Origin of the sequence: Pseudomonas sp. TAE6080, assembly GCF_018732265.1 — a bacterium.
Taxonomy (GTDB): Bacteria; Pseudomonadota; Gammaproteobacteria; order Pseudomonadales; family Pseudomonadaceae; genus Aquipseudomonas; species Aquipseudomonas brenneri.
In genome coordinates, this window is sequence record NZ_JAHIDY010000067.1 from 1 (window position 1) to 18,127 (window position 18,127).

The 18,127-nt window shown below is 62.9% G+C and carries 15 protein-coding genes and 1 pseudogene; 2 read left to right on the forward strand and 14 right to left on the reverse strand.

What is annotated here, in order from left to right; all coding sequences use genetic code 11:
- Nucleotides 1–38 precede the first annotated feature (38 nt).
- The 12 genes and pseudogenes from KL786_RS28080 to KL786_RS28135 form a co-directional block, all read right to left on the reverse strand.
- Nucleotides 39–386, reverse strand: a pseudogene (locus tag KL786_RS28080) (lipid II flippase MurJ); the annotation flags it as partial.
- Nucleotides 386–1,207: an acyltransferase gene (locus KL786_RS28085; RefSeq protein ID WP_215519666.1), complete on the reverse strand. Its 822-nt coding sequence runs from the start codon at nucleotides 1,205–1,207 to the stop codon at nucleotides 386–388. The gene KL786_RS28085 and the pseudogene KL786_RS28080, both read right to left, overlap by 1 nt.
- The gene (locus tag KL786_RS28090; protein WP_215519667.1) at nucleotides 1,204–2,607 is read right to left on the reverse strand and encodes an O-antigen ligase family protein; all 1,404 of its coding nucleotides are present in this window, start codon (nucleotides 2,605–2,607) and stop codon (nucleotides 1,204–1,206) included. Before KL786_RS28090 ends, KL786_RS28085 begins: the two co-directional genes overlap by 4 nt.
- On the reverse strand, nucleotides 2,607–3,710 hold the full coding sequence (locus KL786_RS28095; protein ID WP_215519668.1) for a glycosyltransferase family 4 protein: 1,104 nt from the start codon (nucleotides 3,708–3,710) through the stop codon (nucleotides 2,607–2,609). Before KL786_RS28095 ends, KL786_RS28090 begins: the two co-directional genes overlap by 1 nt.
- Nucleotides 3,701–4,915 carry a glycosyltransferase family 4 protein gene (locus KL786_RS28100; protein ID WP_215519669.1) on the reverse strand — a complete coding sequence of 405 codons (1,215 nt, stop codon included), beginning with the start codon at nucleotides 4,913–4,915 and terminating at the stop codon, nucleotides 3,701–3,703. The genes KL786_RS28095 and KL786_RS28100 overlap by 10 nt, the downstream gene beginning before the upstream one ends.
- A 25-nt stretch (nucleotides 4,916–4,940) precedes the next feature.
- A complete protein-coding gene (locus KL786_RS28105) occupies nucleotides 4,941–6,281 on the reverse strand; it encodes a glycoside hydrolase 5 family protein (protein ID WP_215519670.1) in 1,341 nt (446 codons plus the stop codon).
- Nucleotides 6,281–7,459 carry a glycosyltransferase gene (locus KL786_RS28110; protein ID WP_215519671.1) on the reverse strand — a complete coding sequence of 393 codons (1,179 nt, stop codon included), beginning with the start codon at nucleotides 7,457–7,459 and terminating at the stop codon, nucleotides 6,281–6,283. The genes KL786_RS28105 and KL786_RS28110 overlap by 1 nt, the downstream gene beginning before the upstream one ends.
- Nucleotides 7,459–9,438 (reverse strand): GumC family protein, encoded by a 1,980-nt coding sequence (locus KL786_RS28115; RefSeq protein ID WP_215519672.1) that lies wholly within the window; start codon nucleotides 9,436–9,438, stop codon nucleotides 7,459–7,461. The genes KL786_RS28110 and KL786_RS28115 overlap by 1 nt, the downstream gene beginning before the upstream one ends.
- Nucleotides 9,439–9,514: 76 nt before the next feature.
- The gene (locus KL786_RS28120; RefSeq protein WP_154841392.1) at nucleotides 9,515–10,336 is read right to left on the reverse strand and encodes a polysaccharide biosynthesis/export family protein; all 822 of its coding nucleotides are present in this window, start codon (nucleotides 10,334–10,336) and stop codon (nucleotides 9,515–9,517) included.
- Nucleotides 10,337–10,342: 6 nt separating this feature from the next.
- Complete coding sequence (locus tag KL786_RS28125) at nucleotides 10,343–11,254, reverse strand: glycosyltransferase family 2 protein (RefSeq protein ID WP_215519673.1); 912 nt, start codon at nucleotides 11,252–11,254, stop codon at nucleotides 10,343–10,345.
- Nucleotides 11,254–12,717, reverse strand: a complete 1,464-nt coding sequence (locus KL786_RS28130) for a mannose-1-phosphate guanylyltransferase/mannose-6-phosphate isomerase (protein WP_215519674.1) — start codon at nucleotides 12,715–12,717, stop codon at nucleotides 11,254–11,256. The genes KL786_RS28125 and KL786_RS28130 overlap by 1 nt, the downstream gene beginning before the upstream one ends.
- The gene (locus tag KL786_RS28135) at nucleotides 12,717–14,156 is read right to left on the reverse strand and encodes an undecaprenyl-phosphate glucose phosphotransferase (RefSeq protein ID WP_215519675.1); all 1,440 of its coding nucleotides are present in this window, start codon (nucleotides 14,154–14,156) and stop codon (nucleotides 12,717–12,719) included. Before KL786_RS28135 ends, KL786_RS28130 begins: the two co-directional genes overlap by 1 nt.
- A gap of 524 nt (nucleotides 14,157–14,680) precedes the next feature.
- Between KL786_RS28135 and KL786_RS28140 the strand changes: the two genes are divergently transcribed.
- Nucleotides 14,681–15,310, forward strand: a complete 630-nt coding sequence (locus tag KL786_RS28140; RefSeq protein WP_215519676.1) for a LysE family translocator — start codon at nucleotides 14,681–14,683, stop codon at nucleotides 15,308–15,310.
- Between the two features lie 55 nt (nucleotides 15,311–15,365).
- Here the strand turns inward: KL786_RS28140 and inhA are convergent, their stop codons facing one another.
- Complete coding sequence (gene inhA / locus KL786_RS28145) at nucleotides 15,366–16,046, reverse strand: isonitrile hydratase (protein WP_032858487.1); 681 nt, start codon at nucleotides 16,044–16,046, stop codon at nucleotides 15,366–15,368.
- A 90-nt stretch (nucleotides 16,047–16,136) separates the two neighbouring features.
- Here inhA and KL786_RS28150 point away from each other — a divergent pair, with 90 nt between their 5' ends.
- On the forward strand, nucleotides 16,137–17,105 hold the full coding sequence (locus tag KL786_RS28150) for a GlxA family transcriptional regulator (protein WP_215519677.1): 969 nt from the start codon (nucleotides 16,137–16,139) through the stop codon (nucleotides 17,103–17,105).
- Here the strand turns inward: KL786_RS28150 and KL786_RS28155 are convergent.
- Nucleotides 17,075–18,007 carry an alpha/beta fold hydrolase gene (locus KL786_RS28155; RefSeq protein WP_215519678.1) on the reverse strand — a complete coding sequence of 311 codons (933 nt, stop codon included), beginning with the start codon at nucleotides 18,005–18,007 and terminating at the stop codon, nucleotides 17,075–17,077. The genes KL786_RS28150 and KL786_RS28155 overlap by 31 nt on opposite strands.
- Nucleotides 18,008–18,127: the final 120 nt, after the last annotated feature.

Consider the following 18,127-nt stretch of genomic DNA (forward strand, 5'->3'; position numbering starts at 1 on the left):
GATCGTCGGCAGCGTCAGATGTGTATAAGAGACAGGTCGTGGGCGGCGGCGTCCAGCCCCGGGCCGATCAGCCGTACCCACAGCGGCGCGCCGAGGGCGAGCACGGCAAACAGGGCCAGGCCCACACCGAGCAGGCGCGGCGACAGGCTGGCCAACCAGGCCTGCTGGCGTTGCGCATCACGTTGCTGATAGAGGGGCAGGGCCGCGGCGGCGAGCAAGCCGGCGGCCAGGGTCATGCGCAGCGCTTCGGGCAGGAATACCGCGACCAGAAACCCGTCGCTGCGGCTGCCCGCCCCCCAGGCCGCGACCAGCAGCCATTCCCGGGCAAAACCGGCCACCAGCCCGGCGAGGGTCGCCAGGGTCAGCCACAGGGTGCTGCCAAACATCAGTGCAACAGGGTGAACAGGCCCTTGCCACCCACCTTGTAGTTCAGCCCGCGAACGCGTTCGCCCATGACCTTGGCGCCGGTGCCACCGACAATTTTGTACGGCGCGACGGTTTTGGCCACCACGGTATTGGCGGTGACCACCGAGCCCTCGCACAGGTGGGTGCCAAAGCCGATCAGCGCACGGCTGCCAATCCACACGTAGTCGTCGATATAGATCGCCCCGGAAATCGACCAGAACTCTGGCGCCTGCAAGTCATGGCTGCCGGCGATGATCAGGACATGGGAGGCAATCGCCACATGGTTGCCGATCACCAGGCCAGAGCGCGCATCCACCTGGCAATGCCAGCCGATCACTGTGTCATCGCCCACCACCAGGTTATGGATGCCCAGCACTTCGGTATTGCGCCACAGGCTGGTGCCCTTGCCGATCTTCGCACCGCCCAGGCGCAGCCAGCCCACGCGGATATGGTGGCTGGGGATCTTGTTGATCAGGATGTTGTAGGCCATGTCCCAGGCACTGCGCCAGCGGTCCTTGAGGGTTGCCCAGTTCTTGCCATAGATCGGCAGGAACTGCGCCGGTACATCCTGTTTCATGCGATGGAACAAGCGGCGTGCCACCGGATGACCAATGGTCGGTTCCACGTCGAAGGAGGTCATCCAGAAGAGTTTGTTGCTGCCTTCGCCTTCTTCAAAAACCACCTCGTTGGCCAGGCACCAGGCCAGGCCATCCTGCAAGTCTTCCAGGCTCACACCGAGTTCGCTGGCCAGGGCGGGCAGGCGCTCACGCAGGTCGGGGGAGTGAATAGTGCGATGTTTCATGGTCGGTCATCCTTTGGCACGGAAACAGGAGCAGGGGCGGTCACGGTCGGGTTCAGGCGCACCTGTTGCAGGCTGATGCCCATCAACAGCCAGAACAGCGCGATCAATACAAAGGTGAAGCTGAAGTAGTGGTCGAAAATCCCGGTCAGCAAGGCTGCCAGTACACCGCACACGCAGCCCAGCCACAGTGCGTTGTCGGCGGTGACTTTGCGCACCGAGCCCAGCGGGCGTACTTCGCGCCACCACAACACGGTGACGGCGATAAACAGCAGCATCCCGGGAATGCCGATCTTGTAGATGAAGTTCAGCCACAGGTTGGAAATCCCCAGCAGGTTGCTGCCCGGCACCGGTGGGTCGATCTTGAAGCCGATGCCTAGCGGGTACTTGGCCATCACGTCGGGGAATCCGGCGTACTCGTCGAAGCGAATCTCGGTACTGGCGTTGGTGGTCGAGAACATCGTCATCAAACGGTCCTGCAACGGCGGGTAGAACATCACCAGGGCAATCACAAAGGCGACGCCGATACCGATGATGCGCCCGCTGTGCGGCACACGCTTGTAGGTCAGCCAGATCAGGATCAGTGCCAGGGCCACAATCGCGCCGCGGGAGATACTCAGCAGCAGGCCGGCGCAACCGAGCACCGCCACCGCCAGGCCCAGGGCGCGGCGCCAGCCAGTGCGGGTCCAGCCGTAGAACAGCGCCAGTGGGATAAACAGCACCAGCACGCCGCCGGTCAGGTTCGGGTGGACCCAGGGCGAGGCCATGCGCTTGTAGTTGGCCGAGAAAATATCTTTCACCGCCTCGGGGTGGGCGTACTTGAGGTCGGTGAGGATGTCGATCATCGACATTGCATTGCGCGTCTTGAGGAACATGAAGATCGACAACAACAACATCGCCAGGTTACCCAGCAGCAGGGCGACCACCACCTTGTCGCGGTCGGCATCGGTGCGCAGCAGCAGCGGCACGATAAACAGCAGCGACAGGTTCATCAGCCAGCGCACCCAGTTGACCGGCCCGTTGCCCTCGGCGTGGATGATGATCATGCCCCAGATAAACGGAATGGTGCTGAACAGCATCAGCCACATCAATGCCCGTTCGGTGGGGCGCCAGACCATGAAACCACGGGTCTTGGCGATAAACGATTGCCAGAACACCCCGGCCCAGGTCAGACCCAGCACCGCTTCGCTGATGGTGGTGCGGATCCCCAGTTGCAAGGTGGTGTAGGGAATACTGGTGGCTAGGACGGCAAAGATCAGCAGGCCCCACAGCGGCTTGCGGATCAGGGTCAGCGCCACGCCCACGCCGACCACGATCATAAAGACCTTCATCGGCGACAACGCCAGCAGCAAGCCCCCGAAGACCAGGCCCAGGAGCAGACTAACGAGTTTTCCTGGCAGCATTAGCGATCCATTTCCTTGAGCAGTTTATCCAGGCGCAGGCGATAGGCCGGTTCGGCAAATTGCCGGGCCCATGTGCGTTGCAGTTCGGGGTCGACCGTGGCCCCAGGTGCAGCCAGTGACACCATCAATGTTTGCAGTTGCGCGGCGTCGTGGGGCGCAAAACGCGGCGCCGTGGGGGGCGCCACTTCATCCAGGGCCGAGCCTCGGGCGACTGCGACCTGCGTGCCGACACTCAACGCTTCCACCACCGGCAAGCCAAAGCCTTCGGCATAGGAAGGCTGCCACAGGTAAGCGGCATGCCGGTAGAGCGCCTGCAACTGGCCGTCGGACAAACCGCTGCGCCAATGCAGGCCAGGCAACTCACCGAGGGTGGCCGGCACATCGCTGGCATGGCCGACCAGCACCAGGTCCGGCACGTTCGGGTCCTTGGCGCGACTGGCTTGCCACTGCTCAAGGAAAAACGTCATGTTCTTGCGGGGCTCGCGGGTGCCCACCACCAACCAGTAGCGTGCCGGCAAACCCTCGGGCAGTGGCTCTGGTGCCTCGGTAAACTCCGGCACCAGGTTATTCAACACCCGGAATTTGGCCCGCGCCCAGGGGAACAGGCGCGCCGCTTCATCGCACGAGAATTGCGACGGGCACCACACGCGATCCGCCTGCCACACCGACCAGGCAATCGACGCGCCATCGATCAAGCGATAGGCCAGGGCCTTGAGTCTGGAGCGATGGAAGTTGCGGTGGGTCAGTTGAAACAGGTCGTGCAGCACCAGCACATAGCGGGTACCGGCGGGTTTGCGGCACAAGGGCAAGCCCATGTTGGCCGTGGCGATGTACAGGTCGATCCGCTGTGCGTGGATCGCCCGGGGCAAGAAAGCGCGCTCGAAACGCCAGCGTACCTGGGGGCGCTGCAGGCCTTCCAATGGGCTGGCCCAGGCTGGGCAAACCGCCGTTTCGCGCTGCGGATGATCCAGTGGCGCCTCGGTCAACAGCACCACTTCAGTGGCGTCCCGGGCGCACAAGGCGTGTTCCAGGGCCAGGACCTGACGGGCGATGCCCGACGAAGGCGCGACCGTGGCGGGGCGGTAATCCAGGGCTACGCGCATGCTTGGGGCTCCTGATGGGTCGGCAAGGTGCGGTAGATCTGCTCCAGTTCGTCACCGGCCACCGCCCAGTCGTGATAGTTGCGCGCGTAGTCACGCGCGGCATCGGCCAATTGGCGGGCCAGCGCCGGTTCGTCCAGCAGGCGCACAATCCCATCCGCCAGGGCCTCGGCGCTTTCGCCGGCCAGATAGTGCGCGTGCGCCTCAACCGCCAGGCCGGACACGCCCTGGGCGGTACTCACCAACGGCAGGCCGGCGGCCATGGCCTCCAGCACTTTGAGTTTGGAGCCGCCACCATGGCGCAGGGCGGCGACAAAACCTGCGCAGCGACGCTGCAAGGCGGTCAGGTCGGGGACAAAACCCTGCCATTCAATACGTTCGTCCGGCCAACGCTCGCGCCAGTGCTCGGGCAAGCCGTAGCCGGCGACGGCCAGGCGGGCGCCGGGGCACTGCAACCAGACCCGGGGGAAGATTTCGTCGAGCAGCCACTGCACCGCGTCGAGGTTCGGCGCGTATTCGTAGTTGCCGACAAACAACAGGCGCTGGCCCTGCGGGGCGGCGCTGACTGTGCTGAAAGCGCGGCTGTCGACCCCATTGACCACCACGCTCACGGGGGTGGCGGTCAGTTGGCCGATGGCCTGGGCATCGGCCTGGGTCACCGCGACCACATGGCACGCTGCATCAAACGCCTTGCGCTCCCATTTCCGGCAGCGCCATTGGTCATAGCGCACGAACGGTGCGGCCCACTTTGGAAAGCGGTCATAGGTGGCGCCGCCCAGGCTCGATTCCAGGTTGTGCTCGGTGAGCACGAAGTCCTGCGATTGCTGCTGCAAGGTGTGCAAGTACGGTTGCAGGCTGTAGCTGTGTTCCACCTGGATCACATCCCAGGTTTCGTTCAGCAGTTGGGCAAAGCGTGCCTGCAATGGGGCCGAGAGGCCATTGACCGTAGTCAGCAGCGGCCAGGGCGCAAACACCCCGGCGAGCAGGGTCATGGGGTGTTTCAGTGGCCGGCGCGGGACCACGATCAGGCGTTCGAGCAAAGGTTCAAGGGCGGCGTGGCTGGCGGCATCGGCCGGCGTTTTCGATTGCACCAGCAAGGTGATGCGATGCCCGCGCTCACTCAAGGTGCGCAGTAAATGGTATTGCCGGGTCTTGCCGCCGCTGGTCATCGGCCACGGCAGATAGGGCACAATCCACAGGATTCTCACGTGCAGCTCTCCATGCCTGGGCGTGCTACCACACCAATATCTGTAACGTCGGTTTCACCACAGGGCGAATGCCGTTGTAGTCGTTAAGGGTTTGCCGGGCGCCGGTCAGCGGGTCCAGCAGTTCGGCGTTTTTGACCTCGGGCAAGGTGATGCTGGTGCCTTCGGCACTCCAGTACATCAACAGGCGTTTGCCGTCGTCGCGGGTCCAGGCCACGCTGTACAAGGTTTTCGGTACATCCTTGAGCACCGGCGTGGCGCCGGGCTTGAGGGTCGGGCCGGTGATTTCGAGGAAGCGGGCGAGGGCGCTGTATACCGGCTTGGGTTCGCCGTTGAGGTCCAGCAGGCCATAGTGCTGGTCGCGCACGGACGCGCGTTCATCCAGGTCGGACAGGGCAAACAGGAAAATCTTCTGGTAGTCCTGGGACGCCATCAGCGCCAGGCGGCGCAAGGTGAAGTCGGCCTGGCCGTCGATACCGATCAGGTCCTGCATTTCCTTGGGCCCGCTGTAGCTGGACCAGCCCCACTCGGTGGCCCAGACATCCTTGACTCCGGCACCGTGCAGCACCGCATTGAGCTGGTCGCCGCGCAGCAGTACTTCGTTCTTGCCCGGCTCGTCGGTTTCCGGGGTCATCGAATACGGATGATACGCCGCCACCATGCCCAGGCTTTGTACGCCCAGCTTGCCTAGGGCTTCGAACATCAAGGTCTTGCCACGCGGCGGCATCTGGCTGTAGTACGCCATGCCACCCATCACCTGGATCTTGTCCGGTGCGGCAACGTTCAAGGCTTGATGACTGGCCAGCAGCAAGCGCGCGTATTCCTCGGCGTTGACGTGCGGGCGCCAGTTGTTCGGCAGGTTCTGTTCGTTCCACACCTGCCAGGCGTCGATATTCGGGTAGCGCTTGGCCAGCAGTGCCAGGCGCAGGGCATACACGCTGGCATCCCGTGGGCGGTACTGGTCCTGGAATTCCGCGCCCCTGGGGGCGGTGGTGATAAACGGCGCCGAGCCCACCAGGTAGAACACCGAACGGATTTTCTCGGCGGTCAGGGTGCGGTCCAGTTCATCGAAGGTGCTCAGTTGATAGTCTTCTTCCTTGGGCTCCAGGCGGTCCCAGTGCAGGTCGACGCGCACCCAGTCCAATCCCAGCTTCTGGTATTGGCGGATCTGTTTTTGGTACTGCTCGGGCTTGAACCACAAAAAGTGCGCGTTCACCCCCAAAAACTCGCGCCATTGCACGGTGCGCTGGGGCGCCAGGTTCACCGGCTCCGCGTCGACGTTTTCACTGAGCAGCAGCGCGCCGCCAACGGCCAGTGCAATCACCAGCGGCAGGTAGCGCCACATCCGGCGAGTAGGCGAAATGTTCATCACAAAGGCTCCTTGACTGCGGCCTGGAACAACTCGGCAAAGCGTTGGGCGGTGCTGGACCACTGGCGCTGGCGGCCGATGTCGGCAGCGTAGTCGGCCCATTGGCGGGCTTGTTGTGGGTCGAGGATCAGGCGGTCCAGGGCAGCGCTCAACGAGTCGATATCGCCCTGTTGGTAGGTGATGCCATTACCCCCGGCGACTTCTTCGGCGAAGGCGCGGGCATTGGAAGTAATCACCCCGCGCCCGCAGGCGTTGGCCCAGGACAGCGCACCGCTGGTGCCGCGCATCTGGCCGAGGAAACCGAGCTTTTTCGATTCGCGGTACGGCAACACCATCACATGGTGGGCCTGGATCGTGTGGGGAATCTCGGCTGAGGGCAGGTCCAGTTGCCAGTCCACCACATCGCCCAGTTGCAGGGTGGCGATCAGTTGGCGCAGGCCATCGAGGTAGTTGCCGGCCGGGTCGAACGTCATCTCCGGCGCGGTGCCCCCGGCGAGGGTCAAGCGTACCTGGCCACGGCATTGTGGGTGGGCGGTCAGGGAGCGGGCCAGGGCCTGTAGCAGATCCTCGATGCCCTTGCCCCGGTAGATAAAGCCGAAATACAGCAGGCGCAGCGGTTGCAACGGCGGCAAGGCCACGGGAGCGATGGGCAGGTTGCCGTGGGCAATCACTGCCACTTGCCCGGGATTCAGGCCCATGCGCTGGCGCAGGCAGTCGCCACCCAGGCGGGTGAGGGTAATCAGGCGGCGCATGCTTTTGGCCAGGCGCCGCTCTTCGTGAAGGGTCAATGGATCGGCCAGCAACGCCGCTGCCTGGGGCAGCGGGTGGGGCAGGCGTTCAAGCAGGGTCAGCGGGAAAAACAGCTTGGCCCGGCGCCAGATCAGGCGCTCCGGGTCATGCACGGTGGCGGTCAGCGGTAACTGCGGCTGGGTACGGCGCAAATAGTCCAGGGCCTGGAACTCACCAAAACGCCCGCCACCCAGTTCGGCATGGACCAGGTCCACGCTGCGCCAGTCAAAGGCTTGCAGGCGGCGCAATTGCTCCGCCAGGTCCTGGCAGCCTTCCAGCGGCGTCAGCACTTCCAGACCCAGGTCGCGCAACGCGCTGCGCAAGTGCGCAGCGTAGTCGGCAATCCCGGTCTGTTCCGGTGGCAGCGGCGCCAGCAACGCAATGCGCATCAGGCCGCACCGCGCCAGCTGTTGATCCGCGCCAGGACATTGGCCGGCACTTCGAAGCGGCGGCGGTTGAGGATCATCCCGTCGACTTTGCCAAACGCGGTGGTCAGCAACGACAGAGCGTTCTCGATGGTTGGCACGGTGCTGGTGCGGGCTTCGATGACCAGCACGATCTGGTCGGCGCGGCGCAGGGTAAGGAACGCCTGCGGGTTGGACGACAGGGCAGACGCGTCCAACAGCAGCACTTCACCTGGCTTTGCGGCTTCGCTGCCGTTGACCGAGACCCGGTGCCCGCGCTCTTCCAGCAGGCGCTTGAGTTGCTCGATGATAAAGCTCACGCCTTCGCCATGCCGTGCCGACGTCAGGCCCAGGGCAAAGCCCTCGCTGGCGATGCGCTCGGCGGGCAGCAGGCTGTACAGGCGATAGATGCTGGCGGTGAGGGCTGCCGGCGTCGCGTGTTGCACATCGGGGATGCTGCTCCACAGCGGGATACCGAACACTTCCTGCAACCGCGCGCCATCGTGGATGCGTTGGTCCAGCAGGTACAGCACGTAGATGGTCAGCAAGCCAACGGCGAGGCCCGCGGGAATGGTGAACAGCAGAATCAGCAAGCTCTTGGGAAACACACGCGCCGGGTTGAGGGTGGCGTGCTCGATCAGGGCGATGTTGCTGATCTGGCTGCTGTCCAGCGCGTGGTCGATGCGGGCTTGTTCGAGGTTTTCCGAGTACAGCGCGTAGCTTTTCTCGGCGGTGCGCAGTTGTTGGGTCAGCTTGTTCAGCTCAGGTTCATCGGTCATTGCCTGGTCACGCTGGGCACGCAGTTCGACGAGGGTCTTGTCGTAGTTCTCGATTTCCCCGGCCAGTTTGCGCTCTTGCAACTGGGCGTCGATGATCTGCTGCTTGACGTTGATTACCAGGCTGTTGGGCGCGGTGTTTTGCGAGCGTTCCAGGCGGGTTGCTTCCTGGGCGCTGAGGTCTTGCATATCGCGGATGTTCTGCTCGATCTGGTTGACCTGCGGCGTGCCGGGCAGGTAGGTGCGCAGCAGGCGCGCGCGTTCCACTTGCAGGGCATTGAGCTGGCGCTTGAGGTCAAGCTGGGTGGGGTTGAGGCTGGTTTCCCGCCCCGTCACCACTTCGGCCGGCTGGTTCTTGATCTGCTGGCTGGCGTTGGCCAGGAAGCTGCGGATCCCCGCGATCTGGTTTTGCGCGGTGACCTTGGCGTCGGTGACGCGGTCGATCTGGTTGGTCAGGTTTTTCAGGCGCGCGTCCACGCTGATCGAGTCGATCTGCTTCAAGCGGCCCTGCAGTTCATCCTTGAGCCCCTGGATGTTGGTGGCGACCTTGGTGCGTTCGGTTTCATAGAAGGAGTGCAGGCTCTTGCGCCCGAGAATCCGCGCGCGCTCTTCCAGGTAGGCATCGACCCAGGTCTCGACGACCTTTTGCGCGATGGCTGGATCGTCCCAGGTGAAGGAAATCTCGATCACCGAAGACCCCGGTTCGTGGCCGGCTTCGAAGTTCTTCTCCAGCTTGGTCGCCAGGCGTTCCAGCGGGCTTTGCTTCTCGGCAAGGCCGACGAATTGCAGGACGCTGCGCACGGCGTCGAGCACTTCACCTACGGCTTTCTTGACGTAGAACTTGGTGACTTTCCAGAAGCCCTGTGGCGGCTCGGACGTCATCGCCAGGTAGCGTTCGGCAACGATATGCACGATTGGCCGGCCGGTGAGCATCTTCTCCTCGTCGACAATCGGGTCGTGCTGGGTGCTCGGCGCAATCAGCGTCTGGCGGTTGGCGGCTTCGATCGGCAGCGTGGTGTTGTCCCGTCCTGGCTTGACCAGCAGGCGCGCGTCGGACTCATAGCGTGCCGGCAACAGGAAGGCACCCAACACGGCCACCACAATCGTGGTGATCACGGCCAGTTTGAATTCGCGGCGGAAGATGAAAAACAGCCGCAAGAGGTCGCGTAGAGAGCGGATTTCGATCACAGGATCACTCCATTGAATATGTGGTGTACGCCAGACGGGAACAGTCGGTTCGAGTGATACGAAGCCTGGTCCATAATCATTGGCCTGCGTTGATGACGGGGTTGTTGTAGATGGTGTTGCCGCTGTTCTTCACGCCGCTGTCGTTGAGGTCGTAGTTCAAGCCCACGCCAATCCCCTTGTTGATCGGGAATAGGCGAGTGAAGTACATATCCACCGCTTCCACCGTGGCGCCGATCGTCGATTGCGGCACGTAGATCAAATCACCGCGCTGCAACGCTACCCGTGGGTGGTTGGGGTTGGTCAGCATGCTTTCCAGGTTGATGAAGTACATCTTGTACTTGCCATCGGCACCGGTACGCAGCAGGGCAATGTTGGAGCTGTCAGCCGAAGCCAATACACCGCCGGAACTGAGCAGGGCCTGTTCCACACTGACGTTGCCCGCCAGGTCGAAAAACGCCGGGTTCGGCACTGCACCGCCGATAAACACCTTGTTGCTCGGGGCGCTGGCGATGTTCACCGTTACCGCCGGCTCGCGGTAGATGCGCTTGTACTTGTCGGTAATTTCCTTGCCCAGGTCTTCGGGCGTGCGCAATGCCGCCTTGACCCGGCCGATGTTGGGTATGGAGATCACACCGTCAGGCCGCACCACGAACACCGTCATATCGTCGGCCGCCGCTGGCTCCTGGGCATCCCGCACGATGCGCAGCAAGTCACCGCTCTGGATCAAGACCTGCGGGGGGGGCAGGTCGGCCAGGCCCAACGCGGCCTGATGCCCGGCCTTGAGCGTGTTGTTATCAGGAAGCGGCACCCGCGCAGGGGTCGAACAACCAGCCAGCCAGATCGAGGCACTCAACAGGCTGAACAGGGTAAGACGGTAACGTCGGTTGGTAGTCTTCATGACGGCTCAAGTCCAGTAGGTGGAAAACATGCCCAGGCGCTGCTTGAGCGAGTTGGGCAAGTAGCGTTCAAGGTGGCCGAGGCGATAGCCCAGCAATTTAAAGGCACTGCGCACCACCACTTCGGGGGCGCGGTGCAAGGCGTTGGCCTCGCGCAAGGCACGTAATTCGGCCAGTACATAGCGTTTACCTTCACCGCCGGCGTCGCCAAACGCCTGGCGGATCCATGGCTCGCGGCCGTAGAACACACCAATGTCGAAGTAGCGGTGAAACTCGTCCATCAGGCGGTAATCGTGGGAGTGATAGACCCGGGCGCTGGCGGCGTACTGCACCTTCCAACCGGCCAACAGCATGCGCGCCGCGACGTAGGCGTCCTCGCTGCCGATCACATCGGCCGGGAACCCGCCCACGGCCTGCAGGGCGCTGCGTCGGTACACGGAGAACGAGTCGGAACTGAAGCAGGTCTTGATCCCCAACTGCGGTGCATCGGCCAGGCTTTTGCTGCGGCTGTGGGCCGGGTAATTGAAGTGCCGCGACTGCGCGCCCAGCACACCCGCACCGGGGTGCGGCAGCTGGCGGCCATAGGCGACGCCATTGAGCGGGTCCAGTTGCAGTTCGTCGAGCAGCTTGGCGAACGTCTCGGGCTCGGCCGGGATCGCGTCCTGGGTCATCACGATCAGGGCGTCGCCGCCCACGTGTTCGCTGGCCCAGCGCCGGGTGCCGCCGTGGTTGAAGTCACGGGCATCGATCACTTCGACACGCGCGCCGAACTCGCGAAAGCGCGCCACGGTGTCATCGCTCGATGCGCTATCGACCACCAGCATCTCGTCGGGTTGCACGGTCTGCATGCGCAGCGCCGGCAGCAAGCGATCGAGGTGGCTGGCAGCGTTGCGGGTCGGGATGATCAGGGAGGTACGCATCAGGGCTTGGGCTCGGTGTCGGGCGCACGGCCGTAGATATCGTCGAAGCGCACGATGTCGTCTTCACCCAGGTATTCGCCGCTCTGCACCTCGATCATCACCAGGTCGATGATGCCGGGGTTGGTCAGGCGGTGTTTGTGCCCGGCGGGAATATAGGTGGACTCGTTCATGTTGAGCAGGATCTCGCGCTCGCCATTGGTGATCATGGCCGCGCCGCTGACCACTACCCAGTGTTCGCTGCGGTGGTGGTGCATCTGCAAAGACAGCGAGCCCTTGGGCTTGACCACGATGCGCTTGATCTTGAAACGGGTGCTTTCCTCCAGCACGGTGTAGGTGCCCCAGGGCCGGGTGACGGTGCGGTGCAGGCTGAATGCCGGATGGTTCTGGCGCTTGAGCTCGGCGACGATATGGCGCACGTCCTGGCTGCGATTGGCGTCGGCAATCAGCAGGGCATCGGGGGTGTCGACGATGATCAGGTCGCGCACCCCGACTGCACCCAGCACGCGCTTGGGCGAGTCGATGTAGCAGTTGTGCACGTCGTGCAGGATCGCTTCGCCATTGATCTGGTTGCCGTTGTCGTCACTGGGGGTCAGTTGGCGCAGGGCTTCCCAGGAGCCGATATCGCTCCAGCCAATATCACAGGGCACCACGGCGACCTGGGCGGATTTCTCCATCAGGGCCACGTCGATGGAGATGTCCGGCGCGGTGCCAAACCCTTGCGGGTTCAACTCACGCTGGCGACTGCTGCTGTTTTGCAGGCTGGTGCTGTGCTCCAGCGCCGCCCTGGCCGCGTCCAGCACCGCCGGGGCGTGGGCCGCCAGTTCTTCGAGCACGGTGGCGGCCTTGAAGCAGAACATCCCGGCATTCCACAGGTGCTTGCCGCCGTCCAGGTAGCCTTGGGCGGTGGCCAGGTCGGGTTTCTCCACGAAACGCTGGACGCGGAACCCTTGCGCCAGGGCCGTGCCTTGCTCGATGTAGCCAAAGCCGGTCTCGGGGCGGTCGGGCTGGATGCCGAAGGTCACCAGGTAACCCGCTTCGGCCAATTCGCGGGCCTGGGCCACGGCCTGGGCGAAGGCGCTTTCATCGAGGATCAGGTGGTCGGCAGGCATCACCAGCAACTGCGCGTCACCGCCGAAAAATTCCTGCACATGCAGGGCGGCGACGGCGATGGCAGCGGCGGTGTTGCGGCCGAACGGTTCGAGCAGCAAATCCAGGCCCAATTGGCCCGTGTTGACTGCGCGGTAATCATCGAGGGTGCGAAACAGCAGGTCGCGGTTGGTCACTGTCAGCACGCTGTCGACCCCCGGCAGGTGGCTGGCGCGCAGGAAGGTTTTCTGCAACAGGCTCTGGTCGTCGCGCATGCGCATGAACGGCTTGGGCATGTTCTGCCGCGAAACCGGCCACAGCCGCGTGCCCGAGCCACCGGAAATGATGCACGGAATCAATCCGTTGAGGGGGTTCATCAATAGACTTCCTTGGTGGAAAGGACGGCCGGGACCGTCATGAAAACGATGTACAGGTCAAACCACACCGACCATTTGGCGATGTATTCCAGATCGTATTCGACCCGTTTCTGGATCTTGAACAGGGTGTCGGTTTCACCGCGGTAGCCATTGATCTGGGCCCAGCCCGTGATGCCCGGCTTGACCCGGTGGCGCGAGCTGTATTCGTTGACCGCTTCCTCGAAAGGAATCCCGGCCGCCTTGGTAGCGGTGGCATGGGGACGCGGGCCGACCATCGACATGTTGCCCAGCAGTACGTTGAACAGTTGCGGCAGCTCGTCGATGCTGGTCTTGCGAATGATGCGTCCGACCCGAGTGATGCGCGGGTCGAGGCGGGTGGTCTGGCATTCGGCATTGACGTCGGTCTGCTCGACGTACATCGAGCGGAACTTGAAGACACGGATCAGGTTGTCGTTGTAGCCAAAGCGCTTCTGCCGGAACAGCACCGGGCCTTTTGAGTCGAGTTTGATGGCCAGGGCGGTCACCAGCATGATCGGCGACAACAGCAGCAGGCCGGCACTGGCCAGCAGCAGGTCTTCGCAGCGCTTGATAAACGGTGACCAGCCACGCAGCGGTAACTGCGAGGTGTTGAACATCAGGATGCCGCCGACATCGGTGATGCGGTTATGGCCATAGCGCAGGGCGGCCATGTCCGGTACCAGCATGACGTTCACTGACATCTGCCGCAGGCGCTTGACCAGCCCGTTGATGCGCTGCTCGGCGGCCCAGGGCAGGGTAATCATCACCTGATTGACCTGCTCGGAGCGGATCAGCTTTTCCAGGTCGCGGGTGTTGCCCAGCAACGGCAGGTTGCTCAGCTCATTGGGGATGCGTTCGGTGCGGTCGTCGATAAAACCGATCAGGCCGGAGCGGATATCACTGTTGCGCGACAGGTGTTCGGCCACATGGACGGCGGTGTCGGTAAAGCCGAGGATCACCGTGCGCTGCAGGAACTTGCCGTTCTTCATCAGGTTGCGGTAGAGGCGCAGCATCAGGATGCGCTCCACGCCAAACAGGATCAGGCTCAGGGAAAACCAGAACATCAGGTTGCGCGGGCTCAACTGCGGAAACAGCAGCAGGATCTGGTACATGAACAGCAGGATGCAAAACGCAGAAATCCAGGCGATCAACATGACGCGAAAACGCAGGCGGTTGCTGAACAGATCCTCGGAGTACACCCCCAGGGCCTGAAACAGAATGATGGTCAGGATCGCAAAGAACAGCAGCAGGCCCAGGTAGTGGCTACGCATTTGCGGGTCCACCGGATCCGGATAGAACAACAGGATCATCGCCGGCAGGACCGCCGTCAGGCCGTGGAGTAATTTGACGAAAACCACAAAAAACTCAACAAAACCGGTGCGAGTCAGAAACAGGCTGTCGACTGACGACTTCTCACGCATAAATCATCCCTCAATACACCACCAGGACTTCCCTGTTCGTTTGCTCATCCATAAGGCAGTTCTGCTTTATAAGCGGTGCAAGGCGAACGACTGCTTTCACTGGGTAACGCGCAATGACCTGTCTGACGCGGGTATTTGCAAAGTGATGTCTAAATGATGGCTCCTTTTGAGTTTCTCGTCAAGGTTTTGACTTTTTTCAATAGGTTTGCCGTCGAGTTTCATAAGATACTCTTGTCGTGACGGTTTGTTGACATGTTTTGCTGTGACTATCAGATTTATCGAGAATAAGTGATGGCTTTTTGGAGTGTAGGAACAAAAATGGGAATTTACCTGCGGGGAGGGAAAACCATTTTTTGACGGAGTGCAGGAAGGACGCGGGCCGAATCTGGAACTGTCGGCGCGGGCTTGCCGGCGAATAGGCGTCGTTCTCGCCGACCTTCGGCTTCAGGGCCGGTATCGCCTTCTCTGGTATCGGTGGCTGAGGTAGGACTAATCTACGGTTTTCCCTGGCGGATGAGTTGAGCATGATCGATCTCGCAACCCTGGCGGTTTTCTCTGGCTCCGTGCTGCTGTTGTTGCTGTCGCCCGGGCCGAACATGGCCTTTGTCATCAGTCATGGCGTGAGCTACGGCTGGCGGGGCGGGGTAGCGGCCGGCCTGGGGATCGGGGTGGCGGACCTGCTGCTGACCGCATTGACGGCTACTGGCGTCACGGCCCTGGTGGCCAGTTGGCCCCCGGCCTTTGATCTGATTCGTTATGCCGGCGTGGTCTACCTGCTGTGGCTGGCATTCAAGACCCTGCAGAAAAAACCGTCCCTGGACACCGCTCGGGTGGAGCGGGTACGCCTGGGTGGGGTGTTTATGCGCGCCATGCTCAACAGCTTGCTCAACCCCAAGGCGCTGCTGTTTTTCATGGTGTTCCTGCCGCAGTTCGTCAAGCCCGAGGCCGGCCCCATTGCCTTGCAGCTGGTGCAACTGGGGTTGGTCCTGACGTTGATTGCGGGCGTGTTTCACGCGGTGCTGGGAGTTTTTGGCGGGGCGATCAGCCGGTTTTTTGCCGGCAGTGAGAAGACCGCAAGCCTGCAAAAATGGGGTCTGGCCACGGTGTTGACGGTGCTGGCCGTGCGCCTGGCGTTGATGCCGCGCACTGTGTAGCAATTCTCCTGTGGGAGCGAGCAAGCCCGTTCCCACATGGCAAATGCGCTGGCCTTTAGCCCAGCCGCGCCGCCGCCCGTGCGGCGATTTCGCCACGGGTCTTGCGTGATTCGGCCGTGCGTTTGTTGGCTTCGTCCAGCACATGCCGTGGCGCGGTGTCTGGTCGGCCGGCATTGAAGGGCGGGGCCGGTGCATATTCGAGCTGCAATTGCACCAGTTGCGCAGCGGCCTCGCTGTACAACTCGGCGGCCAGGGTCAGGGCAAAATCGATTCCCGCTGTGATGCCACCGCCGCTAAACAGATTGCCGTCGCGTACCACACGCTCCTGCACTGGCGTCGCGCCCAGGGTGGCCAGCATGTCGTGATAGGCCCAGTGTGTGGTGGCGCGCCGCCCACGCAGCAAGCCTGCTGCGCCCAGTACCAGCGAGCCGGTACACACCGACGTCACATAGCGTGCGGTCTGGGATTGTGCCCGCAGAAAGTCCAGGGTCGGCTCATCTTCCATCAGCGCTCCCACCCCCGAGCCACCCGGCACGCAGACCACGTCCAGCACCGGGCAGGTGTCATAGGTGAGGGTCGGTGTGAGTACCAACCCGGTGCTGGAGGTGATTGGCGCCAGGTCTTTCCAGATCAGGTGCAGCTTCACATCCGGCAATGACGCCAGCACGTCGTAAGGGCCGGTGAGGTCCAGTTGCTGGATGCCGGGGAACAACACAAAGCCGATCTGCAAAGTCATGGTGAAACTCCAGAAGAGGGGATGGACGGCTTCACTCTAGTGGCCTAGGCTTTGGCGCATACGCCATTGAGCCCACGAATCACGCCAATCATGCCGAAAATCATCCATGTGCTCGCTTTTCCCAACGTGCAGGTGCTCGACGTCACCGGGCCCCTGCAAGTGTTTGCCACGGCCAACGACCTGGCGCGCCAACAAGACTTGCCGTTGCCCTATGCCGTCAACGTGATTGCCGCCCAGGCCGAACCAGTGATGACATCCGCCGGCCTGGCCCTGGTGGCCGCGCCGTTGCCAGCCGCCGAGATGCCCTGCGACACCCTGGTGATCGCCGGTGGCTGGGGCGTGTATGGCGCGGCCGAGGATCCGGCCCTGGTGGAGTGGGTCCGGCAAAAAGCCACGCACGCGCGGCGCATGACTTCGGTGTGCACCGGTGCCTTCCTGCTGGCCGCCAGCGGCTTGTTGGACGGCTGCCGTGTCGTGACCCACTGGACGCGTTGTGAGGAACTGGCGCGCAAATATCCCACGCTGCAGGTCGAGGCCAACCCGATCTTTATCCAGCAGGGTTCGCTCTGGACCTCGGCGGGGGTCACGGCCGGCATCGATTTGTGCCTGGCCCTGGTGGAGGAGGACCTGGGCCGCGCGGTCGCTCTGGAAGTGGCGCGGCACCTGGTGGTGTTTCTCAAGCGCCCCGGTGGGCAGTCGCAGTTCAGTGTCACCTTGTCCCTGCAACAGGGCGGCAACCGTTTCAGCGAATTGCATGCGTGGATTGCCGAGCACTTGTACCTGGACTTGAACATCCCGACCCTGGCGGCTGCGTGCGGCATGAGCGAGCGCAGTTTCGTGCGCCACTACCGCGCCGAAACCGGTCAGACCCCGGCGCGGGCGGTGGAACTGATCCGCGTGGAAACCGCACGCCGGCAACTGGCCGACAGCGCCGTGGCGATCAAGCGCATCGCTGTGCAATGTGGCTTTGGCAGCGAAGAAACCATGCGCCGCAGTTTTGTCCGAGCCTTGTCGATCAGCCCGCAGCTTTACCGCGAGCGGTTTTCGGCGCCAGCCTGAGTCTGCCCAAGTAATTCAAACAGTGCGTCAAGCGTGGCCTGCGGTGCTTCCTGGGGAATATTGTGGCCCACCCCGGCGAGCACCCGGCGCCGGTAGAATCCGCTGAAGTTCCCCACATCGTCATCCACTTCCGGCGCCGGGCCGACACCGTCGTCGGCACCGCACAGCGAAATGCTCGGCACCGAGATCGGCGGCGGCTGCACCAACGCCTGTTCAATCGGCTCCAGCGCCGGATCACCCTCGGCATACATGAAACGATGGCGATAGGAGTGGATCACCACGTCGACAAAATCCGGGTTATCAAACGATGGCGCGGTCTGCGGGTAAAGGCTTGGCCCCTCGGCCCAGGTGGGCGACCAGAGCGACCACAGCAGCTCGCACAATTGGCGGCGGTTGGCCGTCAGGCCATCGACGCCCCGTTGGGTGTGGAAGTAGAACTGGTACCACAACCGATGCTCGGTGAGCGGCGCGCGTGGCTGGATGGACCTGGCGATATCTTGAATGTTGTAGCCGTCACCCGTGACCAGGCAGCGTACCCGCTCAGGCCAAAGCGCCGCGACAATGCACGCGGCGCGCCCGCCCCAGTCATAACCGACAAAGGCGGCCTGGCCGATGGACAGGGCATCCATGAAGTCCAGCAGGTCCTTGGCCAGCGCCGCCTGCTGGCCGGAGCGCATCACCTGGGCGTGGGCAAAGCGGGTCGGGCCATAGCCGCGCAGGTAAGGTACCAGCACGCGATAACCGGCCTCGGCCAGTACCGGTGCGATGGCATCGTAACCGCGAGGGTCATAGGGGAAACCGTGCAGCAGAATCACCACTTCACCCCCGGCAGGGCCATGGGCTTCGTAAGCGATATCGAGCATGGGGGTGCGGGTATACAGCAGCGCGATCGAGGGGCTCATCGGGACTCCGTTCGGGTCACAGCAGTGAGACTGGACTTTAGCGCGAAACGTTTACGTGTTCTGCTGTGCCTGTACCGCCGCCATCGCAGCCTCGCTAAAGCTCGACAGCTCCCACAGGGG